The sequence below is a fragment of the Rhizorhabdus sp. P4_G6 genome, assembly GCF_056401045.1.
Window position 1 is genome coordinate 25,491 of the sequence record NZ_JBFUKC010000018.1, and the last position, 17,947, is coordinate 43,437.

At 66.9% G+C, this 17,947-nt stretch carries 18 protein-coding genes; 5 read left to right on the forward strand and 13 right to left on the reverse strand.

The features are described from left to right. Positions 1 to 7 precede the first annotated feature (7 nt). The 4 genes from ntrB to AC1DPF_RS15590 form a co-directional block, all read right to left on the reverse strand. A complete protein-coding gene (gene ntrB / locus AC1DPF_RS15575) occupies positions 8 to 961 on the reverse strand; it encodes a nitrate ABC transporter permease (RefSeq protein WP_477873336.1) in 954 nt (317 codons plus the stop codon). 23 nt (positions 962 to 984) lie between these two features. Next, a complete protein-coding gene (locus tag AC1DPF_RS15580; RefSeq protein ID WP_477873334.1) occupies positions 985 to 2,289 on the reverse strand; it encodes a CmpA/NrtA family ABC transporter substrate-binding protein in 1,305 nt (434 codons plus the stop codon). A 233-nt stretch (positions 2,290 to 2,522) separates the two neighbouring features. Beyond that, positions 2,523 to 3,728, reverse strand: coding sequence for a CmpA/NrtA family ABC transporter substrate-binding protein (locus tag AC1DPF_RS15585; protein WP_477873332.1), 1,206 nt, complete (start codon positions 3,726 to 3,728; stop codon positions 2,523 to 2,525). Next, a complete protein-coding gene (locus AC1DPF_RS15590) occupies positions 3,725 to 4,306 on the reverse strand; it encodes an ANTAR domain-containing response regulator (protein WP_477873330.1) in 582 nt (193 codons plus the stop codon). Before AC1DPF_RS15590 ends, AC1DPF_RS15585 begins: the two co-directional genes overlap by 4 nt. 185 nt (positions 4,307 to 4,491) lie before the next feature. Here AC1DPF_RS15590 and AC1DPF_RS15595 point away from each other — a divergent pair, with 185 nt between their 5' ends. Next, the gene (locus AC1DPF_RS15595) at positions 4,492 to 7,011 is read left to right on the forward strand and encodes an esterase-like activity of phytase family protein (protein WP_477873328.1); all 2,520 of its coding nucleotides are present in this window, start codon (positions 4,492 to 4,494) and stop codon (positions 7,009 to 7,011) included. 19 nt (positions 7,012 to 7,030) lie between these two features. On the opposite strand, the gene AC1DPF_RS15600 is transcribed toward AC1DPF_RS15595, so the two are convergent. From AC1DPF_RS15600 to AC1DPF_RS15635, 8 genes are all read right to left on the reverse strand, one after another. After that, positions 7,031 to 8,362, reverse strand: a complete 1,332-nt coding sequence (locus AC1DPF_RS15600; RefSeq protein WP_477873326.1) for a PQQ-dependent sugar dehydrogenase — start codon at positions 8,360 to 8,362, stop codon at positions 7,031 to 7,033. Continuing rightward, positions 8,359 to 8,838, reverse strand: coding sequence for a DUF2231 domain-containing protein (locus tag AC1DPF_RS15605; RefSeq protein ID WP_477873324.1), 480 nt, complete (start codon positions 8,836 to 8,838; stop codon positions 8,359 to 8,361). Before AC1DPF_RS15605 ends, AC1DPF_RS15600 begins: the two co-directional genes overlap by 4 nt. Positions 8,839 to 8,900: 62 nt before the next feature. After that, entirely contained in the window at positions 8,901 to 9,674 is a 774-nt protein-coding gene (locus tag AC1DPF_RS15610) for a DUF3618 domain-containing protein (protein WP_477962258.1), read from the reverse strand. Further along, the gene (locus AC1DPF_RS15615) at positions 9,671 to 10,066 is read right to left on the reverse strand and encodes a phage holin family protein (RefSeq protein ID WP_477962260.1); all 396 of its coding nucleotides are present in this window, start codon (positions 10,064 to 10,066) and stop codon (positions 9,671 to 9,673) included. Before AC1DPF_RS15615 ends, AC1DPF_RS15610 begins: the two co-directional genes overlap by 4 nt. After that, positions 10,053 to 10,688, reverse strand: coding sequence for a hypothetical protein (locus AC1DPF_RS15620; protein WP_477873319.1), 636 nt, complete (start codon positions 10,686 to 10,688; stop codon positions 10,053 to 10,055). Before AC1DPF_RS15620 ends, AC1DPF_RS15615 begins: the two co-directional genes overlap by 14 nt. Before the next feature lie 42 nt (positions 10,689 to 10,730). Further along, positions 10,731 to 11,366, reverse strand: a complete 636-nt coding sequence (locus tag AC1DPF_RS15625) for a hypothetical protein (protein WP_477873317.1) — start codon at positions 11,364 to 11,366, stop codon at positions 10,731 to 10,733. Between the two features lie 11 nt (positions 11,367 to 11,377). Continuing rightward, entirely contained in the window at positions 11,378 to 12,556 is a 1,179-nt protein-coding gene (locus tag AC1DPF_RS15630) for a zinc-dependent alcohol dehydrogenase (RefSeq protein WP_477873315.1), read from the reverse strand. 227 nt (positions 12,557 to 12,783) lie between these two features. Continuing rightward, positions 12,784 to 12,993 (reverse strand): hypothetical protein, encoded by a 210-nt coding sequence (locus AC1DPF_RS15635; protein ID WP_477873313.1) that lies wholly within the window; start codon positions 12,991 to 12,993, stop codon positions 12,784 to 12,786. Positions 12,994 to 13,121: 128 nt separating this feature from the next. Between AC1DPF_RS15635 and AC1DPF_RS15640 the strand changes: the two genes are divergently transcribed. The 4 genes from AC1DPF_RS15640 (at position 13,122) to AC1DPF_RS15655 (ending at position 17,106) form a co-directional block, all read left to right on the forward strand. Beyond that, positions 13,122 to 13,406, forward strand: coding sequence for a hypothetical protein (locus tag AC1DPF_RS15640; RefSeq protein WP_477873311.1), 285 nt, complete (start codon positions 13,122 to 13,124; stop codon positions 13,404 to 13,406). A gap of 94 nt (positions 13,407 to 13,500) precedes the next feature. Next, positions 13,501 to 15,135: a toll/interleukin-1 receptor domain-containing protein gene (locus AC1DPF_RS15645; protein WP_477962262.1), complete on the forward strand. Its 1,635-nt coding sequence runs from the start codon at positions 13,501 to 13,503 to the stop codon at positions 15,133 to 15,135. Between the two features lie 2 nt (positions 15,136 to 15,137). Further along, positions 15,138 to 15,617, forward strand: coding sequence for a nucleotide synthetase (locus tag AC1DPF_RS15650; RefSeq protein WP_477873307.1), 480 nt, complete (start codon positions 15,138 to 15,140; stop codon positions 15,615 to 15,617). Between the two features lie 19 nt (positions 15,618 to 15,636). Further along, on the forward strand, positions 15,637 to 17,106 hold the full coding sequence (locus AC1DPF_RS15655) for a TRAFs-binding domain-containing protein (protein ID WP_477962264.1): 1,470 nt from the start codon (positions 15,637 to 15,639) through the stop codon (positions 17,104 to 17,106). Positions 17,107 to 17,142: 36 nt separating this feature from the next. Here the strand turns inward: AC1DPF_RS15655 and AC1DPF_RS15660 are convergent, their stop codons facing one another. Further along, positions 17,143 to 17,796 (reverse strand): Crp/Fnr family transcriptional regulator, encoded by a 654-nt coding sequence (locus AC1DPF_RS15660; protein WP_477873303.1) that lies wholly within the window; start codon positions 17,794 to 17,796, stop codon positions 17,143 to 17,145. Between the last annotated feature and the right edge of the window lie 151 nt (positions 17,797 to 17,947).

Consider the following 17,947-nt stretch of genomic DNA (forward strand, 5'->3'; position numbering starts at 1 on the left):
TCCTCCTTCAGGCTGCGCGAGCGATGCGGCGGCCGATCCAGCCGACGATTCGATCGAGCGCGAAGCCGATCAGGCCAATCCAGACGAGCGCGACGATCGTGTCGGTAAGCAGCGAGCTGTTGTAGCTGTCCCAGATGAAGAAGCCGATGCCGGTGCCGCCCTGGACCATCTCGGCCGCGACGATCGCCAGCCAGCTCATGCCGACGCCGATGCGCAGGCCGGTGAACATGTGCGGCACGGTGGCCGGCAGCATGATCTTGGTGAAATATTCGAAGGGGTTGAGCGACAGCACCCGGCCGACATTGCGGTAGGTGGCCGGGATGTTCTGCACACCGGCGGCGGTGTTCAGGATCACCGGCCAGATCGCCGTGATGAAGATCAGGAAGATCGCCGAGGGTTGCGCCTGCTGGAAGATGGCGAGGCTGATCGGCAGCCAGGCGAGCGGCGGAACGGTGCGCAATATCTGAAACAGTGGATCGAGCGCGCGATAGGCGAACTTGCTCTGGCCGATCAGGATGCCGAGTGCGATGCCGAAGGTCGCCGACAGGCTGAAGCCGATGCCGACGCGCCCGAGGCTGGTCAGGATATGCCCGGCGATACCGACGTCGCCGCCATCCTGGATCTTGAAGCCGAAGCCGTCCAGCTCGATGCCCTTGAGCGGATGCATGATGACGTCGTGGCTTCCGGTCCACACCTTGGACGGACTCGGCAGCGTGGCGCCCTCGCCGCTGCAGGCGATCTCCCACACCATCAGCAGCGCGACGAGCATCAGCAGCGTCGGCAGGATGGTGAGGACGATGCCGCGCAGCTTGTCGAGCAGCGGCGCGACATCGAGGCGCTTCCTTGCGTCTGCCACGGCGGGGCTTGCTCCCGGATAGGGGATGATCTCCGCCTCCGTGCGGGCAACGCCGTTTTCGGAGGCGCCCGACGAAGGGGTGACGAGGCGGACAGGAGACGACATGCGCTAGGCTCCTTTGCGGCCGATCAGGCCTTCTTGATCTTAAGGCTGGCCAGATAGGCAGCCGGGTTGGCGGGATCGAAGACCTTGCCGTCGAAGAAGCGCTCGACGCCGCGGCTGTCGGACTTGGGGATCTGTGCGGCCGGCACCTTCGCCAACACCGCGGCCTTGCGCCAGATGTCGGCGCGGTTGACCTTCGCGATCACCGCCTTGGTGTTGAGATCCGCTGGCAGCTTGCCCCAGCGCTGGTCCTCGGTGAGGAACCAGAGATCGTGGCTCTTATAAGGGAAGGAGGCGTTTGACGCCCAGAACTTCATCTTGAACGGCGCGTTCTTGAACACGCGGCCATCACCCATCGTGAAATTGCCCAGCAGGCGATCCTGGATGTCGGTGACCGGCACCTTGAGCCAATCGCGCCCGCCGACGATCTCGGCCAGCTTGGCGTTATTGGCGGGGACGTCGCACCAGCGCTGCGCCTCGATGATCGCCGCGGTCAGGGCAATCGCGGCATTGGGGTGAGCCGCCACCCAGTCCGAGCGCATCGCGAACGCCTTTTCCGGGTGGTTCATCCAGAGCTGGCCGGTCGATACCGCGGTATAGCCAAGCCCCTGCGCCACGAGCTGGTCGTTCCACGGCTCGCCGACGCAGAACGCCTCCATCGTCTTGGCGCGCATGTTGGCGACCATCTGGGGCGGCGGAATGGTGATCAGCTCGACATCGCTCTCGGGGTTGATGCCCTGCGCCGCGAGCCAGTAGCGGATCCAGAGGTCGTGGGTGCCGCCGGGGAAGGTCATGGCCATGGTGATCTTGCGGCCGGCGGCCTTGCGCTGCGCGATCAGCGGCTTCATGCGCGCCGCGTTGATGTCGGCCCGCGCGGCGAGATATTGCTTCTCGACCGAGATCGCCTGGCCGTTGACGTTCAGCCGGGCGAGCAGGCTCATCGGGGTGGCCTTGCCGATCGTGCCGAGGGTCAGCAGATAGGGCATCGGCGACAGGATGTGCGCGCCGTCGATCCCGCCGCCGGCCGCGCCGAGCACCAGATTGTCACGCGTTCCGGCCCAGCTCGCCTGCTTGGCCACCACCACATCGGGCATGCCATATTTGGCGAACAGGCCGAGTTCCTTGGCGATGATCAACGGGGATGCGTCGGTAAGGGCGATGAAGCCGAGCTTCGCGCCGGTCACTTCGGGCTTGCCGGGTGCGGCACCCAGCACCGGGCCGGACAATCCGGCAGCGGCCATGCCGGCGGCGGCGGCGGCGCCAGTCTTCAGGAAAGAGCGGCGCGCCATCATCGTGGCGGCGTCCCTACGGTCTTCGATGTCGTCGGCCATGTTTTCCCCCAAGCGCAAAAATGAAAAAAAGCCGCGATCGGCCCCCCGATGAAGGGCCGACAGCGGCTTTGCTGTTTCGATAAAGGCGCCTCACCCATCGTTGGGGAGGCTGCCGGATTTTTCGCGCACATCCATTGTGCGGTGCACACATAACAAGCGATTCGCGGCTACGGCGCAAGTAGTTTTTTTGCAATCGCGAATGTCGGTGCCGCCAGCGGCGTCTGCGGTAGCGCCTAACTATCGAAGCCGGAAAGATATTCCTGAATCTTGGAAGGGTCGAAAATCCGCCCGTCGAAGAACCTGTCCGGCCCCAGGGTCAGCGTTCCGCTATTCGAACCGACCGCCAGCGGAGTCGACAAGGCGCCTTCGACCTTCATGCTGGCGCCCGGCATCGGCAATGCTGCGTCTGCGAGGGCGCGGCGGAAGATATCGGAGCGGAACACGTCTGCCGCGAGCCGCTCATTGGCTGCGCTTGCCTCCGCCAATCCCCACCGGACGAGCTGCGAGTAGATCCACAGCGCCTGGCTGCGCCACGGAAAGTTGGCAGCCTCGCGCGCGAACAGCATGAAATCGTCGATCACCACTGGCGGGCTGCCCGAACGCAGCACGAAGCGTCCGCTCAGCGCCGGAAGAAGTGTAGAGGCCGGCTGGCCGACATAGCCGGGACGCTCGAGCAGTGCGGCCAGTTCCTCGACATTGGCCGGGTCGTCGCACCAGGCGGCAGCGCCCGCCATGGCGATGAGCAGCTTGTCGGTGGTCTGGGCATTGTCTTCCATCCAGTCGGTCCGGAAGGCGAGCACCTTTTCGACGCCGCGCTGCCAGATGCGCGACCCGACAGCGACGATCTCGGCCAACCCTTCGGCGACGGCAACGCTGCTCCAGGGCTCGCCCGCGATGAAGCCGTCGATTTCGCCGCTGCGCATCGCCTCGGCCATCAGCGACGGCGGCAGCACCCGCAGGGCGAGATCGCGATCGGGATCGACTCCGGCGAAGCTCAGCCAGTAGCGCAGCATCAGCGCATGGCTGGAGTAGCGATGAACGATGCCGATCACCGGCTTGCGACGATGCAGGCCGATCGCCGCCGCGAAATCGTGCGCCGCCGCCACGGGATCGGCAATCCGCTTGGCGAGATCGGGATCGAGCGCCGCCGCGAACTCAATCGACATCGACAGCGCATTGCCGTTGACGTTGAGCTTGAACGGCGCCGACAATGCGGCAGGATGCTGGCTGAGGCCCAGCGTGACGGCGATTGCCTGCGGAGCGAGCATATGGGCCGCCTGCACCTGGCCATAGACCAGCCTGTCGCGCAGCGTTGCCCAGGAGGTCGTCTTGTGCAGCACCAGATCGATGCCCACGTCCGCGGCGAAGCCCTTCTCGCGCGCGACGACCAGCGGCGCGCTGTCGGTGAGAGGAAGGAAGGCGATCGAGATGGGGGTCATTCGCCGCCTCCGAGCAGGCTGTGCGCCGTGATCAGTGCCTCGGCGACCTCAATGATCTTGCGGCCCTGGTTCATCGCGGTCGATCGCAGCAGCGCATAGGCTTCGGGCTCCGGCAGGTTTCGGCTTTTCATCAGCAGCGTTTTGGCGCGGTCGATCGTCTTGCGGTCGGCCAGGGCGGATCGCGCCTCGTCCAGCTCCGTCTGCATCCGCGCAAAGGCGTTGAAGCGGCGGATGGCGAGGTCCAGGATCGGCTTGACCCGCTCCTTGCGCAGGCCATCGACGACATAGGCCGACACGCCGGCATCGATCGCCGCCCCGATCATCTGGTCGTCGGAGCGATCGACGAACATGGCGATCGGCCGGGCCAGCGCCCGGCTGACCGCCAGCATTTCCTCCAGCGTGTCGCGACTCGGGCTGCCCAGGTCCATCAGCACGACATCCGGCGCCATGCGCTCCAGCTTGGCTACGAAGGCGCCATGCGGCGGGACGACATGGATATCGTCATAGCCGGCATCCCGCAGCCCGTCCTCCAGGACGGTTGCGCGCAGTCCGCTGTCGTCGATGATCACAATTCGCAAGTCTGGGCTTCCATGCCGCGGAGGGCCAAGCGCCGCCTATGCGATAAGGGCGTTTTCGTTGCAATGCGGGTCTCGGCCCCGTCCGTCGCACGCAAGGGGCGACAGAACCTCGTTCCGTAACAAGGATGTCGCGTATCGGTCATGTGCCGCTGCTTATCCCATGGCGACTCAAGGGGATAAGAATCATGATCAGATCCACCGCTCGGTTCGCCCGCGCCGCTTCCGCCTGTGCCTTCGCTCTCGCCAGCCCGGTCGCGGCACAGTCGCTGACCTATACGACGCCGCATATCACCACCACCGCCGGCAGCCAGAGCGTGCAGCTGGGCGGCGTCGCCTTCGCCAATCAGGGGCTGGTCGGCGTCGGCCGGCTTGCGGCATCGACGCGCGACTTCGCGGGCGAGACGCTCGGCTCCTTCTCCGGCATGGCTCTCGACCTGAACAGCTGGCGCCGCAATGCGGATGGCAGCTACTCCGGCAGCGTGCGGACTCTTCCCGATCGCGGCCCGAACGATGTCGGGCCGTTTGTCGGTACCACCGACTATCGCAACCGCGTGCATGTCTCGGCGCTGACCCTGACGCCCTATACCGGCATTTCGGCGCTGCCGCAGTCGGTCACGTCCCAGAACCAACTGACGATCACGCCCAATGGCGGCTTCTTTCTGACGGACGCCACCGGCGCGAACTTCACCGGCAAGGATGCCGGATCCAACGTCATCACCCGCAACGGCATTCTCTACCCCAGCCCCGTCAGCGGCGAAGGCAGCGGCCACATCAGCCTTGATTCCGAAGCCATCACCTATGCACCCGATGGAAGCTTCTACGTTTCGGACGAATATGCCGCCGGGATCTACCATTTCGATGCGACCGGCAAGCAGATCGGGGCGATCCAGACCATCGCGGCACTGCTTCCCCGGGTCAACGGCATCGTCAATTTCGATGGCGCCAACGCACCTAACACCGGCCGGCGCAACAATCAGGGGCTCGAGGCGCTGTCGGTGACGCCCGACGGCAGCCGTCTGGTCACCATCCTGCAATCGGCGACGGTGCAGGATACCAATGGCGCCAATCAGGATACGCGCAACAACACCCGCATCCTGGTCTATGACATCTCGACCAGCGCCACGCCTGCCAATCCGGTCGGCCATTATGTGCTGCAGTTGCCGACCTTCACCCAGAACGGCAACGGCACCGCTGCCAACCGCACGGCCGCGCAGTCCGAGATGCTCGCGCTCAACTCGAACCAGTTTCTGGTCTTGTCGCGCGACGGCATCGGCCGCGGATCGGGCGCATCGGCAACCAATTCGCCCGTGTTCAAGAGCGTGCTGCTGGTCGACACCACCGGCGCGACCAATCTCGCCGGCACCCCGTTTGAAACGGGGACCGCCCCGATCGCCACCGGCGGCGTGCTCAATTCGACGATCAAGCCGGTGCAGCAGGTCGAACTGGTGAACATGCTCAATCCGGTCCAGCTCGGCCGATTCGGAATGAACCTGAACACGGCCCCCTCGAACGCCACGTCGCTGTCTGAAAAGTGGGAAGCGATGGGCCTGGCGCCCGTGCTCGAGGAAGCAAAGCCGCAGGATTTCTTCCTGTTCGTGGGGAATGACAACGACTTCATCACCTCGAATGGCTTCATCAACGGTCAGCCGTTCAACGCCGGTCTGACCGGCGCCGGCGGCACGGGCGACAATGACAGCGTGATCCTGGTCTATCGCCTCACGCTGCCGACCTATGTCGATCCGCAGGCGCTGAGGGCGATGACGGTCGAGACGCCGGCGGTCGCACTGGCAGCCCGCGCCGTGGCCGCAGAGCTCGGCAGCGCTGCGATCCAGCCCTCGATCGACGCGCTCGCGAACCTTCGCCGCACCAGCGATAGCGGCTTCGGTGAAGGCGTCCGGCTGTGGATGGACGGCACATGGTCGCGCATCGACACGGTGGCGCTCGGCCAATCGGATCTGCGCGCCGATACCCAGGGGCTGGCGGGCGGTTTCGATATCGGGATCGGCCCGGTGCGCCTCGGCGCCAGCGTCGCCTATCGCGACGCCGATGGCAGCTTCGGCGGCGATACCGGCATCAAGGCCAATGCCACCAGCATCGCGGTCTATGGCGGCGTCGCCTTGCCAGGCGGCTTCTATCTGGAAGCCGCTGGCAGCAAGTCCGTCCGGCTGAGCTACGACAGCATCCGCCGGCCGGGGGCCTATGGCCAGGTCGCCGAAGCTAGTAGCAGCGGCAAGGCCTATGCGGCCGGTGCGGAGATCGGCTGGAGCATCCCGGTCGGGAGGGTCGCCGCCGGTCCCTTCGCGACGGTCGACTATGTCGATGCCAGCATCGACGGCTTCAGCGAGGCCGGCGCCTCGCTGTCTAACGCGCGCTATGCGGGGCTGAACTACAAGCGCCTGCGCTATGGCGCGGGCATCGAGCTGCGCGGCACCTGGTCGGAGGCGGTCCGTCCGAACATCCGCGTGGGGTATGCGAAGGAGGACGAGCGCGGCGATCGTGCCACCACCGCCAGCCTCATCGCCGCGCAGCATGTGATGGGCACGCAGGCCATCGTCCTGCCGTCCACCGAACGCGATCGTCTCGTTGCTGGTGGCGGCATCGACGGCAGCATGGACAACTGGTCCTATCGCTTCGGTGCGGAAGGCCGGTTCGATCGCGGCGACGACGAGGCGCGGGTCAGCCTGACGATCTCGACCCGGCTGTAGCGCATCGCCTGTGACGGGCTCACCGCGCCGCGGTGACCCGCCACACGGTGTTGCCGACATCGTCCGCGATCAGCAGCGCGCCGGTGCGGTCTACCGCCACGCCGACCGGCCGGCCGAAGCTCTTGCGGCGCTCCCTGTCGAGGAAGCCGGTGACGACATCCTCGGCCATCCCTGACGGGCGGCCGTTGCGGAACGGCACGAACGCCACCTTGTAGCCCGACGGCGAATAGCGGTCCCAGCTGCCATGCTCGCCGATGAAAGCGCCGCCGCGATAATGCGGTGGCAGGGCCGTGCCCGTGTAGAAGGTCAGGCCAAGCGCGGCGACATGGCTGCCGAGGGCATAATCAGGCTTGATTGCGCGGGCGACGAGATCGGGCCGCTGCGGACGGACGCGTGGGTCGAGATGCCGGCCATAATAGCTGTAGGGCCACCCATAGAAGCCGCGCTCGCGCACCGATGTCAGGTAATCCGGAACGAGGTGGGGGCCGAGTTCGTCGCGCTCGTTCACCACCACCCACAGGGTGTTGGTGCCGGGGTAGAAATTGGGGCTGTTCGGATTGCGCAGGCCGGTCGCGAACTCACGCGCCCGGCCGCTGGCCCGATCGATTTCCCAGACGCTGGCGCGACCCTTTTCCGCCTCGATCCCGTTCTCGGTGATGTTGCTGTTCGATCCGACAGTTGCGTAGAGCCGCTGGCCGTCGGGGCTCACGGTCAGGCTCTTGGTCCAGTGATGGTTGATAGGGCCGGCGGGCAATTCGGTGAGCACCTGCCCCGGCGCCGTCATCCGCGTCTGGCCCGGCACGAACGGATAGCGGACCACCGCATCGGTGTTGGCGACATAAAGCGCATTGTCGGCCCACACCACGCCGAACGGCGAGTTGAGATTGTCGATCAGGGTGACCCGCAGCTCCGGCCTGCCGTCGGCATCGGCGTCGCGGATCAGGGTGATGCGGCTGGCGGCCTTCGGGCCGCCCGGAAAGGATGTAGCCTTGTTCTTCACCATCGCGACGATTGGATCCTTCGGACGTTTGACCGGCTCGGGCGGCGGCGACTTCGCCTGGACCGCGAGGATGTCGCCGTTCGGCAGCACATAGACCATCCTCGGGTGCTGCAGCCCCGTCGCCAGCGGCTGGATTCTGAGCCCGGCCGCCACGGCTGGGCTCTGTCCGGCCTTCCAACCCTCGCCCGGCGAGACGCTGATCGGCGGCAGCAGATATTGCCTGGGTTCCGGCAGCAGCGGATCGGGGCCGATCTGCTTGCTTTCGTCGAAGGGCGGATCACTGCACGCCGCGAGCGTCAGCGCGAGGAGGGACGCGGCGAATGCGGCTCGCCCGGCGACGCCGCGCCTCATTCGGCCACGCCGACGCGATGGCGATAGACCAGCGATCCGCCGAGCCAGCCGCTGACGCCCAGAATCGCGACGACAACGCCCGACAGGATAATGCCCTGCGGCACCACGGCCGTCCATCCGTCACGGCTGTGCACGAAGGCGTTCAGCAGCGACAGGATCATCGCCGTGATGTTGAGCAGCATATGCCATGTCGCTGGCCGTTTGGCGCGTATGCGCCGGTCCCCGAGATAGTCGATCAGGCCGGCGACAGCGGCCAGCGCTCCCATCACCAGGCCCGCGGTGATCAGCCAGATCGAAAAATACTGCCAGAAGAGGTTGGCGGAGCGCGCATACACGATGTCCGTCACCAGGGCGCCGATGAAGCAGGTGATCGGGAACGGCACCAGCATCGGGTGGATCGGATGGCCAAAGAGTCTGGCTGTCGAGCGGGGGTGCGTTCGGTCTTTGTCCGCGGGCCGGTCTCGGTCGATTGGCATGGCGTGCGCTACCTCATCGAACAGCGAAACCCCCGTGGCGGCGCGCGGTTCCGCAGCGACGTTCAGGCCAGGTCGACCGCGCCGAGTGCTTCCTGGGCCACCTCCGTGCCGCGGTCGAGCAGGCGCTGGGTGGCGTCATGTCCGGCGGAGCGGATCCGCGTCGCGGTCGAGCCGAGCACTGCCTCTTCCTGGCGGCTGATCGGAAGCAGGCCACCGGCCAGCGCGCCGAGAGCCACCGCGATCCCGCCGATGGCCAGGCCGCTCGGCATCGAGACACCGCCGCGACGCCGGCCGCCGGAGTCGTGCGAGGACGAACCGAGCCCCACCTTCTCCCCGATCTTGCCGAAAGTGTCGCCGACGCGATGGCGGGCGTCATGAAAGCCGGAGGCCGCCGAGGCCATCGCCTTGCGAACCTGCCAGGCATAAGAACCGTTGCTGTCTTCGGGCGAGCGCGAGATACCGAGCATCTCGCCGCGGGCGTGATCGAGCCGGGTGCGATAGTCGGCGTCGCCTTCGCCTTCGCCACGGGTGATGCGCGCTTCGGCCTCGCGGATACGCGCCCACATCCCGCCGTCAGAGGCCTGGCCACCGTCGGCGGGCCGGTCGGTTGCCTGATCGGACCGCGCCAGCGCCATCCAACCCAGGCCAATACCGATCAGGGCGATCGGAATCGGGTTGGCTTTGGCGTCGGACAGGACGTTGCGGGCGATATTGTCGGCCAGCTTGGCGGGCGTCAGCCTGTCCTGCAACGCATCGAGGCGCTGATCCATGCGGGCACGCGTCTCGGCGAGGTTGCGCTCTATGTTTTCTGGATCTTCAGGCATATCGGCCATCATGCATGTTCCTTGATCATGCGCGCATCGCGCTCAATATTCTCGATCGTTCGTTCGGGAGTCAGCGCCTTCAGCGACAGCCTGGAGAGAGCGGCCCGGGCGATCAGTCCGCCGATCAGCAGGATCGCGGCTCCGACGATCAGCAGCGCCAGCCAGGCGGGCATCCACCGCGCCAGCACCGCGGCGACGCCTTCGAGCAGCACCACCAGCCCCGCAAAAGCAAGCAGGGCGCTGCCCACCAGCGAGATCAGGCCGGCGAGCAGTACCCTGGACTTCTTGTCGAGCTCGACGCGGGCGAGCGCCAGTTCGCCGCGCACCAGATCCTGCATGTCGCTGACGAGACCGCTGGCGATTTCGGCCAGACCGGGCGACGGCGCCGCGTCAACTTGCGACATAGCGCATCTCCGGTGCCCTCGGCAGATTGCCGCCGGAGCCACCCGCCGCCGCAAGCTTCACGAGCCGGCCGAGAGCGAGCCCGGCGACCAGCGAGGCGGCGGCAAACATCGCTGGCTGCCGATCGGCGAAGCCGCGCAGCTGGTTCAATAATTCGCGGGCATCGGCGTTGCGCAGCCTACCGGCGATCGACTGGAGTTCGTCGGCGCCCCGCTGGATCGCTTCCGCAGCCCAGTCCTGCTGCCCGCGCAGCTGTTCGCCCGAGCGATGCACTGCCTGCGCCACGTCTTCCAGCCGGCTCGCGACACCGTGTTTCTGCTGATCGGCCGCCGACATCGCCTTGTCGCGCAGCTGGCCGACAAACCGGTTGACGGAGCCGCCGAGATTGGCGCGTCCGCCGCCGTTCGCGCCCGATTGCCCGCCGCCCGATTGCCGAATGGCGTCAGCGTCGGCATCGCTGCCGCTGAACTGCGAGGCCGCGCCCGCCGACTGATCGGGCTGCGGCTGGCCGGGCCGCGCGCTGCCTGCGCCGGCGTTGATGTTCTGGCTGGCATCGCTCCCATCCGAGCCGCCTGCATTCGGCGATGCTGTGCGGTTGTCGCCCATGTTCACCGGTTCATTCATCTCGACCTCCATCCTTATCGTCAGCGGTGCGATGCCGCCGCCTCACGCCGTGCCCATGGCTTCAGGTGCTGTCCGGCCCGCGCGGTCGCCCGTCCCGCCATTGCGCGAAGGGGGCATGCTGGCCGGCTCGGCGCGCATGTCGGGCGGCGTCTCGAAATCGCGGCGCGCGATCCCGCGCGAGCCTTCCACGCCCTTGGGCAGGCCGCTCCGGTCGCCATAGTCGCGCGGTTGGCCGGTGCGGCGACGGGTCGACAGCACGCCCGCAAAGGCGGCTATGTCGAGCGCGGTGACCGCCGCGACCGCGGCGGTTGCGATCATCGCGTTCCTGCGCTTTGGATTGTCGCGCCTCAGTGCGGGCGCCAGGGTGGCCAGGTCCAGCGCGTCGCCGGCGATGCGCGCCGACAGCCCGACCTGCTTGTCGAATGACAGCGTCGGGACGCCCGCTGCCATTTCGCGCGCGCCATAGGCGCGGATCAGCCCCTTCCTGCCATCGAGGCCGAGCGACCGGGCGATCTTCCCGGGCGCTATGAGCTCGGCGGCGCCCAGGCCGAAGCTGAGCCAGCCCAGCCCTTTCGCCAGTCGATCCCATCCGTCGAGCGAGCTGACGCCCGCGGCCTGGACCTTTGGGTCTCCCGGAGAACGGGCGACCTTGTGGGTGATATTTGCAAGCGTTGCCATGATGGACACCTTCAGGGCTTGAGAACGACCTTGATGCAGCTGTCCGCCTTGTCGCGGAATTTCCGGTACATTTCAGGTCCTTGCGCCAGATCGGCAGTGTGGGTGATAACGAATGAAGGGTCGATCTGCCCCTCTTCGATCCGACGCAGCAGATCACCGGTCCAGCGCGGGACATGGGCCTGCGCCATGCGGAAGGTCAGCCCCTTGTTCATCGCCTGGCCCATCGGGACCTTGTCGATCAGGCCGGTATAGACGCCGACGATCGAGATGATGCCGGCCGGCCGGCAAGCATAGATCATCTCGCGCAGGGCGTGGGCGCGATCATTGGCCATCAAGGTCATTTGCTTGGCGCGGTCGAGCAGGGTGTCCGGCTGCGACAGGCCGACATGGCTCTCCGTGCCGATCGCGTCGATGCACTTCTGCGGGCCCTTGCCGCCGGTCAGTTCATTCAGCCGCTCGACGACGCTTTCGCTGGTGAAATCGATGGTGATCGCGCCGGCCGCCGCCGCCATCGACAGGCGCTCGGGCAGGCAGTCGATGGCCACCACATCCTGCGCGCCCAGCAGGAGCGCGCTGCGGATCGCCATCTGCCCGACCGGCCCGGCGCCCCAGATCGCCACCATGTCGTCGGGCTCGATGTCGCATTGCACCGCTGCCTGCCAGCCTGTCGGCAGGATATCGCTGAGGAACAGCAATTTCTCGTCCGGAATGCCGTCGGGCACCTTGATGTGGGTGGCGTCGGCGAAGGGCACCCGCAGATATTCGGCCTGGCTGCCGGCATAGCCGCCGGTCAGGTGGGTATAGCCGAACAGGCCCGCCGTGCTGTGGCCGAACATCTTGTCGGCGAGGCCCTTCTTGCGATTGGTGGTTTCGCAGACCGAGAAATTGCCGCGCCGGCATTGCTCGCATTCGCCGCAGACGATGGTGAAGGGGATGACGACCCGATCGCCCTTCTTCAGCGCGCTTTGGGCCTCATCGCCGACTTCGACGACCTCGCCCATCGACTCATGGCCGAGGATGTCGCCGGGCAGCATCGCGCCGGGAATGAGATTGTGAAAGAGGTGGAGGTCGGAGCCGCAGATCGCGCAACTCGACACCTTGATGATCGCATCGCGGGGATGTTCGATGCCGGGGTCGGACACCGTATCGCAGCGTATGTCTTCCTTGCCGTGCCAGACCAACGCCTTCATGCACCTTCTCCTGACCTGCCGCCCTCCCTGCACGGCATCTTGCGCCGCCCCTGCGGCAGCTCCCACCAACTAGGTTAGCCGGGTCTGCAGGCGGCGCACGGTCCATCGCCACGATGCAACGGTGTGGCGGAATCCTGATCTTGGCGGAGAGAAGTTAACCTTTAAATATAAGTACTTGCAGCCGTAACGACGGCGAAGGCCGAGCGGTTCAGCCTAGTGAAACAGACTCAGTCCAGTCCATTCTCCGCGCGGCGTTTGGCGCGCAGTTTGGCAGCCACCAGCACGACCAGCAGTACGATCGCCACGGCAGCGACGGTCCGCGACGCGGTGGAGATCGCGATGACGACGCCGGCGATCATCAGCAGGCCGACCAAGACGGTGTCGGTCGCGGTGGTGGCGGTACATTTCGGGCAGCCGCACCCCAGATCATGTCGCATTGCTATCCTCCGGTCGATGGCGGCACGCTACCGGCCGACTCGTGTCGAGGCGCGTGACACCGATCACGCACGACTCCCTTCGGCGCGCTTTAGGGGGCGCTTCTCGATCCGCACGGAAGGGAGACGTCATGTCCTGTTCGATCGTTACGCTGGACAGCATTGCGCGCAGGATCGCGGCCGATGCGGGCGTTGCGTGGCGCGACCTGCCGGATCACCCCGGTTATTCGAAGGGTCGCTGGCGCGACGATGCGCGTTGGCTGGTCCTGCAATCGACGCCCGATGCCGTCTTCGTCGAGGGCGGCGAATTGTGGGACGGCCGGCGGAGCGAGGATCTGGTCGTCAACTTCTCGGCCGCGGATTTTCGCCGCGCATTGCAGAACGGCCTTTGCGAACCCGCCAGGACGAAGCGCTGACGCCGTCATGGGCACTTGCAGGGCCGCCGCGCTTTCCGCCACAAGGATGGCCGATCCTGTACCGACGCATCGCTCGTGCCGTAGGGGGCGGTCCATGGAACATGCCGATGACCAACTACGGGAGCCGCCGGCCGGCGGCGTTGCCGTGCGATCGCCCGAGCCCGCCCCGCGCTACCGCGCCTTCCTGAGCTACAGCCATGTCGACGAGCGCGCGGCCGCGCGCCTCCACCACCGGCTGGAGACCTATCGGCTGCCGTCGCGGCTGGTCGGGCGCGGCACCGCGCGGGGCACGGTGCCGCGGCGGCTGTCGCCGATATTCCGGGATCGCAACGAGCTACCCGCTTCGGATAATCTGGACGAGGAGGTTCGGATCGCCCTGGCCGAATCGGCGAGCCTCGTCATCCTCTGCTCGCCAGCAGCCCGGGTTTCGCGCTGGGTCGAGGAGGAGATCGGCTATTTCCGCAGCATCCATCCCGACCGCCCAGTGCTCGCGGCGCTGATCCGCGGCACGCCCGAGGACGCCTTTCCGCGCGCGTTGATCGAAGGCGGCGCGTCGGCGCAGAAGCGCGAGCCCATCGCCGCGGACTTCCGCAAGGGCGGCGACGGCAAGCTCGCGCGGCTCAAGCTGGTCGCCGGGCTTACCGGCGTGGGGCTCGACGAGCTGGTCCAGCGGGAGGGGCAGCGGCAACTGGCGCGCGTGATGGTGATCACGCTCCTGGCCGTCGTCTCGGCGCTAATATTGGCGGCGTTGCTGATCGTCGCCATCTGGGCGCGCGACGAAGCCGAACGCCAGCGGCAGCAGGCCGAAGGATTGATAGAGTTCATGCTCACCGACCTGAGGTCACGATTACAGGGGGTCGGGCGGCTCGATATCCTCGGATCGGTCAACGAACGGGCGCTCGGCTATTATGGAGCGCAGGGCGACCTGACCCGCTTGCCGAGCGAATCGCTGGACCGGCGCGCGCGCGTCCTGCAGGCGATGGGCGAGGACGACCAGAAGCGCGGCCGGCTCGATGCCGCGCTGGCCGAGTTCCGCGAGGCGCAGCGTGCGACGGCAGCGCTGCTCGCCGACAGCCCGAACGATCCGCAGCGGGTCTTCGCCCATGCCCAGAGCGAATTCTGGGTGGGCTATACCGACTATCAGCGTGACCGCTATGCGCAGGCGCGGCCGCATTTCCAGGCCTATCTCAGGCTCGCGCAGCGGCTGCTCGAGCTTCAGCCGAACGATAGCCGGGCGCTGCGCGAGATCGGCTATGCGCAGGGCAATATCTGTTCGCTCGAACTGTCGAGCCGGGCCGATCCGCGCGTGGCGCTCGATGCCTGCGCCAGGGCGCTCGCCGCGATCGAACGGGTCGCCGAGCGGATGCCCGGCGATCCGGCAGTCCGCAGCGATCTCGCCAATCGCCACGCCTGGATGGCGGACGCGCTCCACGCGCTGGGGCGCACCCAGGATGCGCTGGCGCATCGCCGCGAACAGGCCCGGATCGTCGATGGGCTGCTCCGCTCCGATCCCCTGAACGCGAGCTATCGGCAGGATTGGATGCTGGCGCGCTACTCGATCGCCTTGCTGCTCGACGATCTTGGTGAGAAACAGGAAGCCCGCCGGCTTGCCCGCCAGGCGCGAGACGCGGTGGACCGATTGATCTTCACCGATCCCGCCAACCAGGACTGGCATATCTGGAGTCGGCGGATCGACAGCAGCTTCCCTGATTCCGGCAAGGAGAATTGACGATGTCGCAATGCCCGTTGGCCCATTTTGCGCTGGGACGAACCCCGCCGCTGCCTGAACATCCCTGTGCCAAGGTCGTCTTCACGATCGCGCTGGGAACCGACGGGCGACAAATCTCGCTGGTGATGCAGCAGGAGGGCAAGAGCGGCCAGGACTATATCGCCATCGAGGAGGACACGCTGGTCGAGATCGTGCTGCGCGGCGACCAGCTGTTCTTCTCGAAGGAATTCGACGCGATCACCATGAAGGGCGCCAATCTCGACTTCTTCTACGGCGCGATCGAATATGGCCAATATGAGCGCGACTTTGATCGCTACAAAAGCGTCCATTTCGTCGCCCGCTACAACAAGGGCGGCAAGCTCGGCACCACCCATGGCTTCAACGTCAATGTCGACCTGTTGCAACATGGCGGCAAGCATCCGCGTTGGATCGGTCTGACGATCGATCCGGATATCAAGAATCCGCCGCCCAAGCTCACCTGACCTCGAACTGGATGACGATGTGAACAGCGCCACGCTCTCGATGATAAGACGGCTCGCCCGGTCGGGTGACACCGAGCGAGCGTGGGAGCTGTTCGCCGAGGCCGGGTTCGAGGACGAAACCGCGCAGGCCGACACGCTCAGCCTCAAGGGGCGGCTGATCAAGGATCGCGCGCTCAAGGCGTCGGCAATCGAGCGGTCGCCGCTGCTGCAGGCGGCGCGGCACGCCTATCTGCGCGCGGCGACCTGCGCGCCGGCCACCTATCCGCTAATCAACGCGGCGACGATCGCCTTGCTCGATGGAGACCGTGCGCAGGCGGCCGAACTGGCTCAACGGGTGCTGGCCATGCTCGATAGCGGCAGCCACGAGGCCGAAACCTCCTACTGGCTGAACGCTACCCGCGCCGAAGCCTGCCTGCTGCTCGGCCGCGGCGACGACGCGAAGGCCGCGCTGGCGGAGGCGGTGAGGCAGGCGCCCCGGGCGTGGGAGGACCATGCTTCGACCTTGCGCCATTTCCGGCTGATCCTGGAGACGCTCGACCAGTCGGCCGACTGGCTCGACGCGCATCGCCCGCCGGCAAGCCTGCATTTCAGCGGCATCATCCAGGTCGCGCCCGACCAGCCGGGATCCGCCGAGCGGATCGCCGGTGCGGTCGACGCCATCGGGCCGGGCTTCGCCTTCGGCGCGCTGGCGGCGGGGGCTGACATCATGGCGGCGGAGATATTGCTCGAACGCAACGTCGAGCTCCACATCATGCTGCCCTCGACGATCGAGGCGTTCCGACGCGAGTCGGTGAGCCATTTCGGCGCCGAGTGGGAAGGGCGGTTCGATGCCGTGCTCGCCGCCGCCCATGCGGTCGACGCGATCGACACGCTCGACCTGGTGTCGCAGGCGGGCATCTTCGTCAGCGACGAGATGGCCATGGGCATGACGATCCGTCAGGCGCAGATGCTGGAGAGCAATGCCGCCGCGCTGCGCATCGGCGAGGGCGCGCGGGCGCAGGGTAGCCTGCTCGATGCCGCATGGGACCAGCGCGGCCTGCCGATCCGACGGGTTGCGCTCGACCGCGACGGGCAAGCGACGGCGCTGCCGCTGCCATCCTTTGCGCGAGAGGCGGTGGTGGCGCTGTCCGCGCGGCACGATCCCGGCCGGCTGGCGGAGGCCGGCGGGCAAGTCGACAGCCTGGGCGGCTTCGCGATCGCGCGCTTCAGCGACCCGGTCGCTGCGGCGCACGCCGCACTGGCCGAGGTTCGCGATGGCGTGGTGTCGATCGGCATCGCCTATGGCGCCTATGATCCCGACCACGGCGATGCCGAACTGCGCGAAACGGCGACCCGCATCGCCGGGGCAGGCCATCCCCATCGCGTTCCCGTCTCGCGCGCCGCGGCGCTGGCGCTGACGCTCGAGACGCCCGAATTGCGCTGCGAGAATTTCGGCCATATCGCGAGCGCCCATGGCGATATCGCGCTGAGCATGCTGTCGGCCGGCTGACCCTCTCCCCTCGCGATCCGAGGTGGCACAAGCGGATCAGTACATCATCTCGCGCAGCATGCGCGGCGCCATGATCGTCATGCTATGCTCGCCCCGCGCGATGACTCCACGCCTCTCGAGCGCGCTGATGGCGCGCGATGCCGTCTCGCGGGTCGTGTTGGCGTTCAGCGCGAGCGCGGTCACTTTCGGCGCCGGGGAAATCTCATTGCTGTCGCCCGCCAGTCGCAGCAGTTCGGCGTGGACCCGGCCCGGTGCGGACAAGGTGCTGCGCGCGGCCATCCGGTCGAGCGACATGTCGAGCTGTCGGCCGAGGCGGCGCGCGAGGCCGGCGGCGATCGGCGCATGCGCGTCGCACAGGGCGGTCAGGCGAACAGTGGCGATGCGCAACGCGTAGACAGCGCCATGGGCCATGACATCGGCGCGGTGGGTGGTCGGCTCCGGATAGGCGCCGAAGAATTCGCCGGGCCCGTGATAGGCAAGCTGCACGCGCTGGCCGTCCATGCCGTTCAGCTGGATATGGACCATGCCGTCGATCATCAGCCAGCAATGATCGGACGGATCGCCCTGATGCGCGATCAGGGTCTTGTGGGATATGGCGAGCGGCACCATCGCCGTATCCAGCAACGCGGCCAGCCCCCCGTCACAGCCGAACACGGCGGCGATCGCCGTCAGTCGTTCGTCCTTGCGCACCTTGCCTATCCCTGTCCGTCCGCACCCGGTGCCTCGCGGTGAATCTACAGTCGGTCGCGGGTTAAGGAAAGAAAACAGCGACGCGGGGCACATTCTCCAACCACGGCGCGCGCGGCGGGTCCGTGAGCGCCGTCACGCCGCGCTGTTCCCC

Bases quoted from the DNA above. Each gene is read 5' to 3' on its own strand.
- ntrB (WP_477873336.1), bottom strand. From the start codon at position 961: ATGTCGTCTCCTGTCCGCCTCGTCACCCCTTCGTCGGGCGCCTCCGAA.
- AC1DPF_RS15580 (WP_477873334.1), bottom strand. From the start codon at position 2,289: ATGGCCGACGACATCGAAGACCGTAGGGACGCCGCCACGATGATGGCG.
- AC1DPF_RS15585 (WP_477873332.1), bottom strand. From the start codon at position 3,728: ATGACCCCCATCTCGATCGCCTTCCTTCCTCTCACCGACAGCGCGCCG.
- AC1DPF_RS15595 (WP_477873328.1), top strand. From the start codon at position 4,492: ATGATCAGATCCACCGCTCGGTTCGCCCGCGCCGCTTCCGCCTGTGCC.
- AC1DPF_RS15600 (WP_477873326.1), bottom strand. From the start codon at position 8,362: ATGAGGCGCGGCGTCGCCGGGCGAGCCGCATTCGCCGCGTCCCTCCTC.
- AC1DPF_RS15605 (WP_477873324.1), bottom strand. From the start codon at position 8,838: ATGCCAATCGACCGAGACCGGCCCGCGGACAAAGACCGAACGCACCCC.
- AC1DPF_RS15610 (WP_477962258.1), bottom strand. From the start codon at position 9,674: ATGATGGCCGATATGCCTGAAGATCCAGAAAACATAGAGCGCAACCTC.
- AC1DPF_RS15615 (WP_477962260.1), bottom strand. From the start codon at position 10,066: ATGTCGCAAGTTGACGCGGCGCCGTCGCCCGGTCTGGCCGAAATCGCC.
- AC1DPF_RS15620 (WP_477873319.1), bottom strand. From the start codon at position 10,688: ATGAATGAACCGGTGAACATGGGCGACAACCGCACAGCATCGCCGAAT.
- AC1DPF_RS15625 (WP_477873317.1), bottom strand. From the start codon at position 11,366: ATGGCAACGCTTGCAAATATCACCCACAAGGTCGCCCGTTCTCCGGGA.
- AC1DPF_RS15630 (WP_477873315.1), bottom strand. From the start codon at position 12,556: ATGAAGGCGTTGGTCTGGCACGGCAAGGAAGACATACGCTGCGATACG.
- AC1DPF_RS15635 (WP_477873313.1), bottom strand. From the start codon at position 12,993: ATGCGACATGATCTGGGGTGCGGCTGCCCGAAATGTACCGCCACCACC.
- AC1DPF_RS15640 (WP_477873311.1), top strand. From the start codon at position 13,122: ATGTCCTGTTCGATCGTTACGCTGGACAGCATTGCGCGCAGGATCGCG.
- AC1DPF_RS15645 (WP_477962262.1), top strand. From the start codon at position 13,501: ATGGAACATGCCGATGACCAACTACGGGAGCCGCCGGCCGGCGGCGTT.
- AC1DPF_RS15650 (WP_477873307.1), top strand. From the start codon at position 15,138: ATGTCGCAATGCCCGTTGGCCCATTTTGCGCTGGGACGAACCCCGCCG.